Genomic DNA, 13,934 nt, shown 5'->3' with positions numbered 1-13,934 from the left:
TCAGCCGCCCGCCGCGTGCGCCTCCGCGTCCGCGCGGGCCAGGCTGCGCGCCCTGCGGGCGGGCCCGCGCCAGCCGCAGTCGCACCGGGCCAGACAGAAACGGCCCTGTTCGACGGTGGTCGTGCGGTGTTCCCGCTGCCGTGCTTCCTCCTGCGCCACGGCGTCCACGCTACCCATCCCGGGTGAACGCCCGGTGCCGCCTTGCCGCCGTCCGCCCCCGCGCGTGACGGGGCTCCCTACCCGTCGTTAACCGGACGACAGGGGCCCGGTACGGACGCGGCAGCTGGGGGTAGGCAGGCGATGACCAAGCGGCGGCAGGCGAGCGGGGCGGTGGTGCTCGCGGCGGGGCTGCTGCTCTGCGCGGGCGCCTCGGGATGCTCCGGCAGGGGCATGGCGGCCGAGGACGCGCGGGCCGCCGACGATCCGGTGCACACCCTGCGCCAGGCCCCCGACGCGCTGCTGCGGGCGGGCAGCTCCCAGGCGCGTACGTCGATGGAGATGGCCGCCGGCGGCACCCGGGTGACGATCCGCGGCGAGGGCGCCTACGACTTCCGCACCCAGCACGGGCAGCTGACGGTGATCCTGCCGCAGGACCCGGCCGGGGCCACCGGGCACCCGCCGATCGTCGAACTGCTCGCGCCGGGCGCGCTGTACATGAAGAACCGGGGCGCGGGCGTGCCCGCCGACAAGTGGGTGCGGGTGGCGACGGCCACGCTCTCCGACGGCAATCTGGTCACCGGCGGCGCCACCGACCCGTTCGCCGCCGCCGAGGTGCTGCGCGGGACGCGGACGGCGCGGTACGTGGGCCGGACCCAGGTCGCGGGGGTGGCGGTACGGCACTTCCGGGGCACCGCCGATCTCGCCCTGGCGGCGGACGGCGCCTCGGCGGCCGGCCGGGGCGCGCTGCGGGCGGCGGCGAAAGGGTTCGCCACGGCCGAGGTGCCGTTCGACGCCTATCTCGACGACCAGGGCCGCGTGCGCAAGCTCCGGCAGAGCTACGCATTTGTGAACGCCCGGCGGAAGGGCACGGTGGAGGTGTTCTCCACCACACTGCTGTACGCCTTCGGGACCAAGGTGACCGTGACCCTGCCGCGCGAGAAGGACATCTTCACCGGTCGGGTGGCCGAGGAGTGACCCGGTGCGCCGGGGGCGCACCCGGCGCGGGGCCGGAATCGACCGGTGGACTAGCCCTTCCGTGCCATGCGCGGGGTGTGCGCCGCTCCCTACTCTGGGTCTGCGGTCGCCGCGCCCGGTGACGCAGGGAAGAGGTGATGCGCGTGGCCCCGGTCGGCGGTACGGCGGTGCAGGACCACGTGGCCCTCGCCGAGATCGAGCTGTGCGGCGAGCTGATCATCGCCGCCTCGGCCGCCCGGGAGCGGCTGAGCCTGGAGTACATCGACGAGGTGCTACGGGTGACGGAGGAGCGCCGCGGTCCCGGCCGGTGATCCGCGCCGGGGCGTGCGCCCCCGCGTGCGGCCGGGCGCCCGCCGGCCGGTGCGCGCGGCGGCCGGGGCTCAGGTGCGCAGCAGCCGGCCGATGGCCTTGGTGGCCTCCTCGACCTTGGCGTCGATCTCCGCGCCGCCCTTGACGGCCGCGTCGGCGACGCAGTGCCGCAGGTGCTCCTCCAGCAGTTGCAGGGCGAAGGACTGGAGGGCCTTGGTGGAGGCGGACACCTGGGTGAGTATGTCGATGCAGTACGTGTCCTCGTCGACCATCCGCTGGAGCCCGCGGATCTGGCCCTCGATCCGGCGCAGCCGTTTGAGATGTTCGTCCTTCTGTTTGTGGTAGCCGTACGTGGCGTGTTCGTGGCCCTCGGCCTCGCACGGCGCGGTGTGCTCCGCTCCGGTGGCCCCCAGGGGCGCCGTGGCACCCGCCTCGGTGGTCGTCATCGCGTCCTCCCGCTCGGAACGGAAAACAAACGGAAACTCAAGGAGCACACCCCGGGCACACCGCGGGCCCACTCCGGGCATACCCCTACCGGGTATATTCTAACGAATTTTTCCGGGTAAAGGGCCCTTCGCCCGCCCCCGTGCCGACCACTGTGCCTGATGGGCGACACTGGGGGACGGCCCCTTAGCCGTGGCCGGATGATGCGCTTAGCATCACCCTGACCGAAACCGAAGCACCCCGAGGACCCCACGTGCGCTTTCGTCTGACCCCCAGGGAGACGAGCTTCTACGACATGTTCGCCGCGTCCGCGGACAACATCGTCACGGGCTCCAAGCTCCTGATGGAACTGCTCGGGGCGGACGCGTCCGCCCGAGCCGAGATCGCAGAGCGTATGCGGGCCGCCGAACACGCCGGTGACGACGCCACGCACGCGATCTTCCACCAGCTGAACTCCTCGTTCATCACGCCCTTCGACCGCGAGGACATCTACTCCCTCGCGTCGTCCCTGGACGACATCATGGACTTCATGGAGGAGGCCGTCGACCTGGTCGTCCTCTACAACGTCGAGGAACTGCCCAAGGGCGTCGAGCAGCAGATCGAGGTCCTGGCGCGGGCCGCGGAGCTGACCGCCGAGGCCATGCCGCACCTGCGGACCATGGACAACCTCACCGAGTACTGGATCGAGGTGAACCGCCTGGAGAACCAGGCGGACCAGATCCACCGCAAGCTGCTCGCCCACCTGTTCAACGGCAAGTACGACGCGATCGAGGTGCTGAAGCTCAAGCAGATCGTGGACGTGCTGGAAGAGGCGGCCGACGCCTTCGAGCACGTGGCGAACACGGTGGAGACCATCGCGGTCAAGGAGTCCTGAGGCGTCCATGGACACCTTCGCTCTGGTTCTGACCATCCTGGTCGCGCTCGGTTTCGCGTACACCAACGGCTTCCACGACTCCGCCAACGCCATCGCCACCTCCGTCTCCACCCGCGCGCTCACCCCGCGCGCCGCGCTGGCGATGGCCGCGGTGATGAACCTCGCCGGTGCCTTCCTCGGCAGCGGCATCGCCAAGACGGTCAGCGAGGGGCTGATCGACACGCCCACCGGCGGCAAGGGGATGGGGATCCTCTTCTCGGCCCTGCTGGGCGCCATCGTCTGGAACCTGACCACCTGGTACTTCGGCCTGCCCTCGTCCTCCTCGCACGCGCTGTTCGGCGGCCTGGTCGGCGCCGCGCTCGCGGGCGGTACGACCGTGTACTGGTCCGGGGTGGTGGACAAGGTCGTCACCCCGATGTTCCTGTCCCCGGTGGTCGGTCTGATCGTCGGCTATCTGGTCATGACGGCCATCATGTGGATCTTCCGCCGGACCAACCCGCACAAGGCCAAGCGGGGCTTCCGCATAGCGCAGACGGTGTCGGCGGCCGGCATGGCGCTCGGCCACGGCCTCCAGGACGCGCAGAAGACCATGGGCGTCGTCGTGATGGCGCTGGTCATCGGCGGAGTCGAGACCTACGGCGACCCGATCCCGGTGTGGGTGAAGCTGGTCTCCGCGCTGATGCTGTCGCTGGGCACCTACGCGGGCGGCTGGCGCATCATGCGCACCCTGGGCCGCAAGATCATCGAGCTGGACCCGCCGCAGGGCTTCGCCGCCGAGGCGACCGGCGCCTCGATCATGTTCGGCACGGCCTTCCTCTTCAAGGCCCCGATCTCCACCACCCATGTGATCACCTCGGCGATCATGGGCGTGGGCGCCACCAAGCGGGTCAACGCGGTCCGCTGGGGCGTGGCCAAGAACATCGTCCTCGGCTGGTTCATCACCATGCCGGCCGCGGCCGTCGTCTCGGCCGTCGCGTTCTGGCTGATCGACCTCGCGTTCCTGTAGGAACCGCGCCACCGCGCCGTACACACGCACAGGGCCCGCCCCCGGAGACCGGGGGCGGGCCCTTCCGCGTCCTCGCGGTGGCACCGCCATGCAGCACCGCGAGGGGCCTGGGGGATCAGCCGAAGCGGCCGGAGATGTAGTCCTCCGTGGCCTGCACCGACGGGTTGGAGAAGATCCGCTCGGTGTCGTCGATCTCGATCAGCCGGCCCGGCTGGCCCACGCCCGCCAGGTTGAAGAACGCCGTACGGTCCGAGACACGGGCCGCCTGCTGCATGTTGTGCGTCACGATGACGATCGTGAAGCGCTCCTTCAGCTCGCCGATCAGATCCTCGATGGCGAGGGTGGAGATCGGGTCGAGCGCCGAGCAGGGCTCGTCCATCAGCAGCACCTTCGGCTCGACCGCGATGGCGCGGGCGATGCACAGCCGCTGCTGCTGACCGCCGGACAGCCCCGAGCCCGGCTTGTTCAGACGGTCCTTGACCTCGTTCCAGAGGTTGGCGCCCTTGAGCGACTTCTCGACGATGTCGCCCAGCTCGCTCTTCTTGTGGCCGCCGTTCAGCCGCAGCCCGGCCGCCACGTTGTCGAAGATCGACATGGTGGGGAACGGGTTCGGCCGCTGGAAGACCATGCCGACCTCGCGGCGGACCGAGACCGGGTCTATCCCGGTGCCGTACAGGTCCTCGGAGTCCAGCATCACCTTGCCCTCGACCCGGCCGCCGGGGGTGACCTCGTGCATCCGGTTGAGGGTCCGCAGGAACGTCGACTTGCCGCAGCCGGACGGCCCGATGAACGCCGTCACCGAACGCGGCTCGACCGTCATCGAGATGTCCTCGATCGCCTTGTGGGAGCCGTAGTACGCGGTGAGCCCGCTCACGTCGATTCGCTTGGCCATGACTACTTCTTCACTTCCGTCTCAGTCGCCGAGGGGGTCGCTTGGCGACCGGCCACGCGGCGGTAGCCGCACAGGGTTAACGAGGGGCCTTCCAGCGGGCGATGCCGCGGGCCACCAGGTTGAGGATCATCACCGCGGCGATCAGGGTGAGCGAGGCCGCCCACGCCCGGTCGTACGCCGCGCCGGAGCCCGCGCTGTTCGCGTACTGCTGGTAGATGTACAGCGGCAGCGAGGCCTGCGCCCCTTCGAAGGGATCGGTGTTGATGAAGGGGTTGCCGAACACCAGCAGCAGCACGGGTGCGGTCTCGCCGGCGATACGGGCGATGGCCAGCACGATGCCGGTGGTGATGCCGCCGATCGAGGTCGGCAGGACCACCTTGAGAATCGTCCGCCACTTGGGCACGCCCAGGGCGAGCGAGGCCTCGCGCAGCTCGTTCGGTACGAGCTTGAGCATCTCCTCGGTGGAGCGGACCACGACCGGCATCATCAGGATGGCCAGGGCCAGCGAACCGGCGAAGCCGAACGGCTCCATGTCGAAGATCAGCATCAGGCTGAGGATGAACAGGCCCGCGACGATGGACGGGATGCCCGTCATGACGTCGACGAAGAAGGTCACCGCGCGGGCGAGGTTGCCCCGCCCGTACTCGACCAGGTAGATCGCGGTGAGCACACCGATCGGGGCACCGATCGCGGTGGCGAGGCCGACCTGTTCGAGGCTGCCGATGATCGCGTGGTAGATGCCGCCGCCCGGCTCGGTGTCGGCGACGACGCCCATGGAGTGCGACAGGAAGTAGAAGTCCAGGACCTTCACCCCGCGCCGCACCGTCGTCCACACCAGGGAGATCAGCGGCACCAGGGCGATCAGGAAGGAGACCCAGACCAGGCTGGTGACGACCCGGTCCTTGGCCTGGCGGCGGCCCTCGACCCGGGCGGTGACACCGTAGGTGCCCAGGATGAACAGCAGGGCGGCGATCAGCCCCCACTGGACGCGGCTGTGCAGGTCGCCGACGACGCCGATGACGACGGCCACGACGACGGATCCGGCGGCGGTCGCCCACGGGGTCCACTTGGGCAGGCGGGCGCCGCGCAGGCTGCTCGGACGCCGGTCGGCGATGGTCGCGGTGCTCATGCGTTGGCCCCCGAGTACTCCTTGCGGCGGGCGATGATCAGCCGGGCCGCGCCGTTGACCAGCAGGGTGATGACGAACAGGACCAGACCGGAGGCGATCAGCGCGTCCCGGCCGAACTCGGTCGCCTCGCTGAACTTGCTGGCGATGTTCTGGGCGAAGGTGCCGCCGCCCGGGTCGAGCAGGCTGGCCTTGATGTCGAAGGTCGGGGAGAGCACGGTGGCGACGGCGATCGTCTCGCCGAGCGCGCGGCCGAGGCCGAGCATCGAGGCGGAGATCACGCCCGAGCGGCCGAAGGGCAGCACCGCCATGCGGATGACCTCCCAGCGGGTGGCACCGAGGGCCAGCGCGGCCTCCTCGTGCATCCGCGGCGCCTGCCGGAACACCTCACGGCTGACGTTGGTCACGATCGGCAGGATCATGATGGAGAGCAGGATGCCCACGGTGAGCATCGACCGGGGGGCGCCGCCCTCCCAGGAGAAGATGCCGGTCCAGCCGAGGTAGTCGTTCAGCCAGCTGAAGAGGCCGTCCAGGTGCGGCACCAGGACCAGGGCGCCCCACAGGCCGTACACGATGGACGGCACGGCGGCGAGCAGGTCGATCACGTACGAGATCGGACCGCTCAGCCGGCGCGGGGCGTAGTGGGTGAGGAAGAGCGCGATGGCGACCGCGATCGGGACCGCGACGACCATGGCGACCACCGAGGACACCACGGTGCCGAAGGCCAGCACGGCGATGCCGAAGACCGGCGGCTGCACACCGGTGTTCCATTCGAAGGTGGTCAGGAAGTTGCCGTCGTCCTTGCTGATGGCCAGGCACGCGCGGTAGGTCAGGAAGGCCGCGATGGCGGCCATGATCACGAGCAGCAGGATGCCCGAGCCGCGGGAGAGACCGAGGAAGATCCGGTCTCCGGGGCGGGTGACGCCGCGGCCGGTGCGCTGGTCGGCCGGGCCGGGGCTGGGCGGGAGCGGGGGTGCGTCGGCGTCTGTCTTCTGTGTCGATATGTCCATCGGGTTCTCCGGTCTGCGGAGCCGTGCGCGGGGCGCGGCTCCTGGCGGCGGTGCACCGGACGGTGCGGTCCGGCCCCGGTACCGGGGCCGGACCGCACGCGGATCAGCTCAGGCCCTCGATGGTGGTGCGGACCTTGCCGATGATGGCGTCGGGGATCGGCGCGTAGTCGTTGGCGGTGAGGATCTTCTGGCCGTCCTCACTGGCGATGTAGCGCAGGAACGCCTTGGTGGCGGGCAGGGTGTCGGACTTGTTGCCCTTGTCGCAGACGATCTCGTAGGTGACCAGGACCATCGGGTACGCGCCCTCGGCCTTGGTGTTGTAGTTCAGCTTGAGCGCCAGGTCGCTGCCGGTGCCGACGACCTGGGCGTCCGCGATGGCCTTGCTGGCGTTCTCGACGGTGGCCTTGACCGGGGCGGCGGCACCGGTGCTGATGGCGACCGTGCTCAGGCCCTTGGCGTAGGAGAGCTCGAAGTAGCCGATCGCGCCGTCGGTCTGCTTGACCTGCTGCGCCACGCCGGAGGACTGCGGGGCGGCCTGGCCGTCCTTCGCCTGCCAGGCCTTGCCCCCCGAGTACTTCCAGTCGTTCGGCGCGGCGGCCTTGAGGTACTTGGTGAAGTTGTCCGTGGTGCCGGACTCGTCCGAGCGGTGGAACGCCTGGATCTTGAGGCTGGGCAGCTTCGCCTTCGGGTTCAGCTGCTTGATCTCCGGGGCGTCCCAGGTCTTGATCTTGCCGTCGAAGATCTTGGCCAGGGTCGGCGCGTCCAGGACCAGGTCGTCGACGCCGGAGACGTTGTAACCGACGGCGATCGGGCCGCCCACCATCGGCAGGTCGATGCCCTGACCGCCGGTGCAGACCTTCTTCGAGGCCTCGATCTCCTCGGGCTTCAGCGCGGAGTCGGAGCCCGCGAAGGCGACCTGGCCCTGGCTGAACGCGGTGACACCGGCGCCGGAGCCGCCGCCCTTGTAGTTGATCTGCGTGCCACAGGCCTGGCTGAACTGCTTGACCCAGGCGTCGATCGCGTTCTTCTGCGCGGAAGAGCCGTCAGCCCGCAGCTGCCCCTTCGCGCCGTCGCACTTGACGGAGCTGTTCGAGGCGGCGGTGCTGCCGCTGCCGGAGGCGTCGCTCTTACCGCCGGTGTCGTCCGAACCGCACGCCGTGAGGGCCAGGGCGCCGGAGACGGCGAGGACGCCGAGAGCGAGTGCCCGCCGGTTCTTGCGCTGAAGCTTCACTTGAGGGAGTTCCTTCCAGGAGCCGCCGTCCTGATCGGCGGCGTGCGAAGAGTGACTGACACCGATGCGACGAGATGCGCATCAGCACCGGGTAAGGCCGAAATTAGGCAGAACAGATGAAGCGGCCGATGGCCGGAAGTGAACGCGGGGTGAACCCCTGCCGTCGGTGCGGTGAGGTCACGGAACGCTCACGGGGAGAACACGCGTAGATCCCGATGGGGTCCCTCCGGGGGCGCGGGCTGCCTCCGATGAGGCCCCTCCGGGAGTGCGGAGGGACGCGGGGGCGGGGAGGCGAAGGGCGGGGAGGCAAGGGGGCGGGGAGGCGGGGAGGCGGGGAGATGTGCGAGTGGAGGGCGGCAGACGGCGGACGACGGAGCGGCGCGGCGGCGCGGCGGCGGCAGGCGATGGGCCACAAGGGCATCCGCCCGAGAGGCGCCCGAGCGTCCGCGTCCCCGCCACGCTCGCCGACAGGCGTTCACCGGCGGGCGATGGCCTGCGCGCGGTGGCCGACGCGCGGCGGGGCAGGGCCGCCGGTCCGCACGCCGGCCCGCACCGAGCCCACGGGCCAGCGGGGCAGCCGGGCGGCCGGACAGCAGGGCAGCAGGACGGCCGGGCAGCCGCCCGTGAGACCGCCGGAGCGTGGCCGACGGCCCGGCGGTCGGCAGGTCGCGGGCCGCGGGCCGCGAGCCGGGACCCACCACCACCGGCCGCGGTGGTGGTGGCGGCGACGGTCCGGCCGGTGACGGACCGTCCCCCACCGGCCACCGGCTGAACACGCCCCCGCGCCCCCGCGCCCCCACAGGCTCCTGTGCACGCCCCCGCGAGGGAACCCTCCGGCCCCTCGCGCTCGTCTCGGTTCCGGGGGGCTGACGAGAGGCGCGGAGCATGGAACGACGTGGGTTCATGGCGGGCGGCGCGGCGGTGGTCGCGGCCTTCGCCACGGCCTCGTGCAGCGGCGGCGGTGGCGACGGAGCGGCGCCCCGGGCGCCCGGCGGCACCGGCACCGGCACCGGCACCGGGCGGGGCACGGCGGCCCCGGCCCCCGCGACCGGCACCCGGACGACCGGCACCCCCGCCCCCGCCGACTGGTCCGCGCTCGCCCGGTCCCTCGACGGCACCCTGGTCCGCCCCGGCGACACCGGCTGGACCACGGCCCACCGGCTCTACAACACCCGCTTCGACAGCCTGCGGCCCGCCGCCGTCGCCTACGTGGCACACCCCGACGACATCCGTACGGCCCTCTCCTACGCCCGCGCCCACCGGCTGCGCGTGGCGATCCGCAACGGCGGCCACTCCTACGCGGGCTGGTCCTCCGGCGACGGCCGCCTGATCGTCGACGTGTCGCAGCTCGCCGCGGTCCGGGCGAGCGGCACCTCGGCGGTGGTCGGCGCCGGCGCCAAGCTCATCGACGTCTACCGGGCACTCGCCGCGAAGGGCGTGACCATACCGGCCGGCTCCTGCCCGACCGTGGGCGTCTCCGGCCTCGTCCTGGGCGGCGGCCACGGCGTCGTCTCCCGCGCCTACGGCCTGACCTGCGACAGCCTGACCCAGGCCACCCTGGTCACGGCCGACGGCCGGCAGCTCACCGCGGACGCCGCCGAGAACCCGGACCTGTTCTGGGCGCTGCGCGGCGCGGGCAACGGCAACTTCGGCGTCGTCACCGAGCTGCGCTTCCGCACCCACCCCGCGCCCCAGGCGGTCTCCGCGTATCTGAGCTGGCCGTGGGCGCGGGCGGCCGGCGTGGTGCGGGCCTGGCAGGAGTGGGGTCCGGACCAGCCGGACGAGATCTGGTCCTCGCTGCATCTGGAGAACACCCCGGGCGGCGCCCCGAAGGTGTCCGTGGCCGCCTTCTCGCTGGGCACCTACGGCGAGCTGCAGAACGCGGTGGACCGCCTGGCCGACCGCTGCGGCGCGGCGTCGGGCGTCTCGCTCAACCGCCACTCCTACGAGGGCGCCATGGAGTCCTACGCGGGCTGCTCGTCCTTCGCCGCCGAACCCCAGTGCCATCTGCCCGGCGCCGCCCCGGGCCGCTCCCCGCAGGGCGCACTCGGCCGGGAGACCTACGCGGCCCGCTCGGACTTCTTCGACCGCTCGCTCTCCCCGGCCGCCGTCCAGACCCTGCTGGCCCAGGTGGAGGCGGTCACCGGCGGCCCCGGCAGCGTCGCGTTCACCGCGCTCGGCGGCGCCGTCAACCGGGTCTCCCCCACCGCGACCGCCTTCGTGCACCGGCGTTCCCGCATGCTCGCCCAGTACATCGCGTCCTGGACCCCCGGGACCCCGGGCACGGCGGCCCGGTCATGGCTCACCGCCGCGCACGGCGCGATGCGCCCCCACGCCTCCGGAGCCGCGTACCAGAACTACACCGACCCGTCCCTGACGGACTGGCGCACGGCCTACTACGGCGACGCGGCGGACCGCCTGGTGAAGGTGAAGCAGCAGTACGACCCGGACCGCTTCTTCTCGTCCCCGCAGAGCCTGTAGCGGTGGCGACGGCCACCGGCCCGGCCGCAGCCGCGGCCGCGGCCGGACAGGTCCTACGCCGCGAGGTCCCGTTCCTGCGCCGAGGCGTGCTCCTCGCCGCGCGCCCCGGGCAGCACCGGGTTCACCCCGGTGTCCCGGCGCCCGCGCACCAGCCAGCCGCCCCAGCGCGTCCCCTCGACCGCCCGCAGCACCGGAGTGAGCAGCGCCGTCGCGACCGGGGACAGCAGCAGCGCGACCGCCGTACCGAGCGCGAACCCGCCGACCACGTCGGTCGGGTAGTGCACGCCCATGTACACCCGGCAGAACCCCTCCAGCAGCGCGAGCCCGATCCCGGCCAGACCGAACCGCCGGTCGGCCACGAACAGCGCGGCGCCCATCGCCATGGTGAGCGTCGCGTGGTCGCTCACGAAGGAGAAGTCGGTCTTGCCCGGCACGAGCACATCGAGGCCCTGGTGGTCCAGGAAGGGCCGGCGCCGCTCCACGAAGCCCCGGATCGGCACGTTCACCAGGACCGCGAGGCCGGCCGCGAGCGGCGCCCACACCAGCGCGGCCACGGTCGGTGCGGCGTCCGGCCCGCCCCGCCGCCGCACCGACCACCAGCACCAGACCACCAGCAGCACCATGGCCAGCAGCAGCCCGTACTCCCCGACGAACTCCATGGTCCGGTCGAACCAGTGCGGCGCGTCCTTGGCGAGGCCGTTGATGTCGTAGAGCAGGTCGACGTCGGGGTTCGACCCGGATTCGGCGAGTCCAGCCATCGTGCTGCGGCCCCTTCGTCGTGTCCCTCCGGCCGCACCCTGCGTGCGCCGCTCCTGCCACCCCCGTGGTCGTAGGTCCGCCTCCGCCGCCGGCACGCGTGCGTGACGCGTGCTCCGTCAGACATCCGCCGGGCTACGTCAACAGGAACGCACGACCTCGATTCATACGTTCCACACTCCACCGAAAGATCACGCAGACGTTACCGAAGAGAGACTCATCACCGCAGCTCAGGGGGCAGGTTCACGCTGGGTTCACGCCGTGACGGGGAGTGCTTTCGCGCCATCTTCGGTGACCCGGGTGGCGCCGAAGTAGTCGGGGGTGTCGATCGGGTCGAAGCGGATCACGGCGCCGGTCCGCGGCGCGTCGATCATGTAGCCGCCGCCGACGTAGATGCCCACGTGCCGGATGGCCCGCGAGTTGGTCAGATCGTCGGAGAAGAAGACCAGATCGCCCGGGAGCAGTTCCTCCCGCGTCGGGTGCGGCCCGGCGTTGTACTGGTCGTTGGCGACGCGCGGCAGCGTGATCCCCACGCTGTGGTACGCGGCCTGCGTCAGCCCCGAGCAGTCGAACCGCCCGCCCTGCGCCGCGGTCCCCTCGCCGCCCCACAGATACGGCGTGCCCAGCTTGCTCTGCGCGTAGGAGATGGCTCCCGCCGCCTGCTCGGAGGGATCGATTCGCGCCACCGGCGCCGCGAAGCTCTGCGCCAGCGTCGTGATCGTCTTCACATAGTTCCGCGTCTCGGAGTACGGCGGTACGCCCCCGTACCTGATGACCGCGTCCGCGCCCGCGTTGTAGGCGGCGAGCATGTTGTGCGTGGCGTCACCGGGCACGCTCTTCACGTAACCGGCGAGTTCGCAGTCGTAGGACGCGGCCGAGGGGATCGCGTCGTCCGGGTCCCAGACGTCCCGCTTGCCGTCGCCGTCGCCGTCCACGCCGTGGGTGGCCCAGGTGCCGGGGATGAACTGCGCTATGCCCTCGGCCGCCGCCGCGCTCCGGGCGTTCGGGTTGAAGCCGCTCTCCTGGTACAACTGGGCCGCCAGCAGCGCCGGGTTGATGGCGGGACAGAGGTTGCCCCACTTCTGCACGAGGCTGCTGTAGGCGGCCGGGACGGCGCCCTTGGCGAGCCCGACGGCCCCGCGGCCGATGCCGCCCGCCAGGTTCCCGGCGGTGAGGTACACCCCGACGACGAGTGCCAGCACGAAGGCGAGCACGGAACTGACGGCGGCGATCCCCACGACCCATGCCCTACGCACCGTCAACCACCCCTCGCCGCCCAGGAGTCCGCTGGGGACATATTAGAGGCGCGGCGCCCGTTTCCGGGGTGATCACACACGCCGAAAACAGGCCGAAAACCGCCTGTACCCCACTCCCGCCCCGGCTTCCCCGGCTGCCCCCCTCAGCTGCCCCGGACGACTCCGGCCCGCTCCCGCCGGGCATCTGCTCCGGTCCGCTCCCGCCGGGCGTCTACCTGGGCCGGCCCAGCGGCCAGGGGCCGCGGCGCGTCCTTCAGGGATCGCCCGCGGCGTCCCGGTAGAGTTCGGCGGCCTCGGTGCCGAAGGCGACGCTGTAGGACGTGTCCGCCGTGGACCCGCCCATCTCATGACCGCCGAGCACCCCGACGACCTCACGGCGCCGGTTGACCCACGGGCTGCCGCTGGTGCCGCTGGTGAACTCGGGGCAGTCGATGCGCTGCTGGGTACTGCTGTGCTCGCTGGGCCGGTTGAGGCAGCTGATGGGCTCCTCGGCGGAGTCGGGGTAGCCGGTGACGGTCACGGCGGTGGCACCGGTCGCCGTACCGGCGGCGAAACGATTGCCCCCGACCCGGTCCTCGATCTCCTGCCCGTCCAGCGGGGCCAGTACGGCGAAGGCCAGGTCGCTGTCCTCGTCCTCGCCCTTGGTCCAGCCGCCGGGCAGGAAGCGCTTCTCGACCTTCCACTTCCCGTAGGGCGCCTCCCCGTCCCGGTAGCCGGGCACGAAGACGAGGTCGGTGTCGTCGGCCAGGCAGTGGGCGGCGGTGAGGATGAGGTCGCGGTCCGGGCTGTGCACCACCGAGGCGGTGCAGAAGTGCCGGCCGCGCAGCGCGCCCGCGTCACCGGCGTCGAACAGCGCGCCGACGCGCGCGCTCAACGGGGTCACCGAGGCGACGGCGGTCACCCCCAACGGCCCCTGGCCGTCGTCCGCCGCCGCCACGGAGGCGGACGTCACGGCGATCAGCATCAGGCCCACGAACAGCGCCTGGTTGCGGGCGCGGGCACGCGGGCGTCCGTGATGTACGGGGCTCGGGATACCTGAGGTGCGCTTCATCGGTCACCACTGTGTCTCAAGAAGGTGAGAAAGGGATCCCGACTTCGCTGAGATTTTCCTGTGAAACCCCCGTTCACCGCACACTCTGCCCCGCATCGCCCGGCTTGTCCCACCGCCCGCTCTTACCGCGCACACGTACGCCCGCGCAGCGCGCACGCGGGAGTACCGCACCCCGGCCGGCCCGGACCGTGAGACCATCGGAACGTCCGCTTCACCCGACCGGCCGTCAGAAACCGTGCCGGGACGCAAAAGTGACGAAAAGTGACAACGACGGAACCACACCACAGGTTCCGGTACGACCTCATTGCCCGGCGTTACCTGCCGTGATACACAGAGTGACCATACGTACGAAACTCGCCAGCCG

General features: G+C 71.5%; 14 protein-coding genes. 5 read left to right on the top strand and 9 right to left on the bottom strand.

Annotated elements, in window-relative coordinates:
* Positions 1-159: a hypothetical protein gene (locus tag R4Z62_RS18200; protein ID WP_173860783.1), complete on the bottom strand. Its 159-nt coding sequence runs from the start codon at positions 157-159 to the stop codon at positions 1-3.
* A 141-nt stretch (positions 160-300) separates the two neighbouring features.
* On the opposite strand from R4Z62_RS18200, the gene R4Z62_RS18195 reads away from it, so the two are divergent.
* Together R4Z62_RS18195 and R4Z62_RS18190 are read left to right on the top strand one after the other, a co-directional pair.
* Positions 301-1,134 carry an SCO4651 family lipoprotein gene (locus R4Z62_RS18195; RefSeq protein WP_064533882.1) on the top strand — a complete coding sequence of 278 codons (834 nt, stop codon included), beginning with the start codon at positions 301-303 and terminating at the stop codon, positions 1,132-1,134.
* Between the two features lie 137 nt (positions 1,135-1,271).
* Positions 1,272-1,445 carry a hypothetical protein gene (locus R4Z62_RS18190; protein ID WP_173860848.1) on the top strand — a complete coding sequence of 58 codons (174 nt, stop codon included), beginning with the start codon at positions 1,272-1,274 and terminating at the stop codon, positions 1,443-1,445.
* Positions 1,446-1,514: 69 nt separating this feature from the next.
* On the opposite strand, the gene R4Z62_RS18185 is transcribed toward R4Z62_RS18190, so the two are convergent.
* Positions 1,515-1,889, bottom strand: a complete 375-nt coding sequence (locus R4Z62_RS18185) for a metal-sensitive transcriptional regulator (RefSeq protein WP_064533883.1) — start codon at positions 1,887-1,889, stop codon at positions 1,515-1,517.
* Positions 1,890-2,140: 251 nt separating this feature from the next.
* On the opposite strand from R4Z62_RS18185, the gene R4Z62_RS18180 reads away from it, so the two are divergent.
* A complete protein-coding gene (locus R4Z62_RS18180) occupies positions 2,141-2,761 on the top strand; it encodes a DUF47 domain-containing protein (protein WP_026252685.1) in 621 nt (206 codons plus the stop codon).
* 7 nt (positions 2,762-2,768) lie between these two features.
* Entirely contained in the window at positions 2,769-3,767 is a 999-nt protein-coding gene (locus R4Z62_RS18175) for an inorganic phosphate transporter (protein WP_491520352.1), read from the top strand.
* A gap of 115 nt (positions 3,768-3,882) precedes the next feature.
* Here the strand turns inward: R4Z62_RS18175 and pstB are convergent, their stop codons facing one another.
* The 4 genes from pstB to pstS all read right to left on the bottom strand — a co-directional run bounded on the left by pstB (position 3,883) and on the right by pstS (position 8,026).
* Positions 3,883-4,659 carry a phosphate ABC transporter ATP-binding protein PstB gene (gene pstB / locus R4Z62_RS18170; RefSeq protein ID WP_018568816.1) on the bottom strand — a complete coding sequence of 259 codons (777 nt, stop codon included), beginning with the start codon at positions 4,657-4,659 and terminating at the stop codon, positions 3,883-3,885.
* A 76-nt stretch (positions 4,660-4,735) separates the two neighbouring features.
* On the bottom strand, positions 4,736-5,788 hold the full coding sequence (gene pstA, locus R4Z62_RS18165; protein ID WP_491520351.1) for a phosphate ABC transporter permease PstA: 1,053 nt from the start codon (positions 5,786-5,788) through the stop codon (positions 4,736-4,738).
* Positions 5,785-6,795, bottom strand: a complete 1,011-nt coding sequence (gene pstC / locus R4Z62_RS18160; protein WP_064533886.1) for a phosphate ABC transporter permease subunit PstC — start codon at positions 6,793-6,795, stop codon at positions 5,785-5,787. The genes pstA and pstC overlap by 4 nt, the downstream gene beginning before the upstream one ends.
* A 103-nt stretch (positions 6,796-6,898) precedes the next feature.
* On the bottom strand, positions 6,899-8,026 hold the full coding sequence (pstS, locus tag R4Z62_RS18155; RefSeq protein WP_491520350.1) for a phosphate ABC transporter substrate-binding protein PstS: 1,128 nt from the start codon (positions 8,024-8,026) through the stop codon (positions 6,899-6,901).
* An 885-nt stretch (positions 8,027-8,911) separates the two neighbouring features.
* On the opposite strand from pstS, the gene R4Z62_RS18150 reads away from it, so the two are divergent.
* Positions 8,912-10,507 carry an FAD-binding oxidoreductase gene (locus R4Z62_RS18150; RefSeq protein WP_491520349.1) on the top strand — a complete coding sequence of 532 codons (1,596 nt, stop codon included), beginning with the start codon at positions 8,912-8,914 and terminating at the stop codon, positions 10,505-10,507.
* 53 nt (positions 10,508-10,560) lie between these two features.
* Here the strand turns inward: R4Z62_RS18150 and R4Z62_RS18145 are convergent, their stop codons facing one another.
* The 3 genes from R4Z62_RS18145 to R4Z62_RS18135 form a co-directional block, all read right to left on the bottom strand.
* Complete coding sequence (locus tag R4Z62_RS18145; protein WP_064533890.1) at positions 10,561-11,265, bottom strand: phosphatase PAP2 family protein; 705 nt, start codon at positions 11,263-11,265, stop codon at positions 10,561-10,563.
* Between the two features lie 252 nt (positions 11,266-11,517).
* A complete protein-coding gene (locus R4Z62_RS18140; RefSeq protein WP_491520348.1) occupies positions 11,518-12,519 on the bottom strand; it encodes a C40 family peptidase in 1,002 nt (333 codons plus the stop codon).
* 253 nt (positions 12,520-12,772) lie between these two features.
* Entirely contained in the window at positions 12,773-13,570 is a 798-nt protein-coding gene (locus tag R4Z62_RS18135) for a trypsin-like serine peptidase (RefSeq protein ID WP_389602100.1), read from the bottom strand.
* Between the last annotated feature and the right edge of the window lie 364 nt (positions 13,571-13,934).

Source organism: Streptomyces sp. PL-25 (genome assembly GCF_058344915.1).
This window is presented reverse-complemented; position numbering and strand designations above follow the sequence as displayed.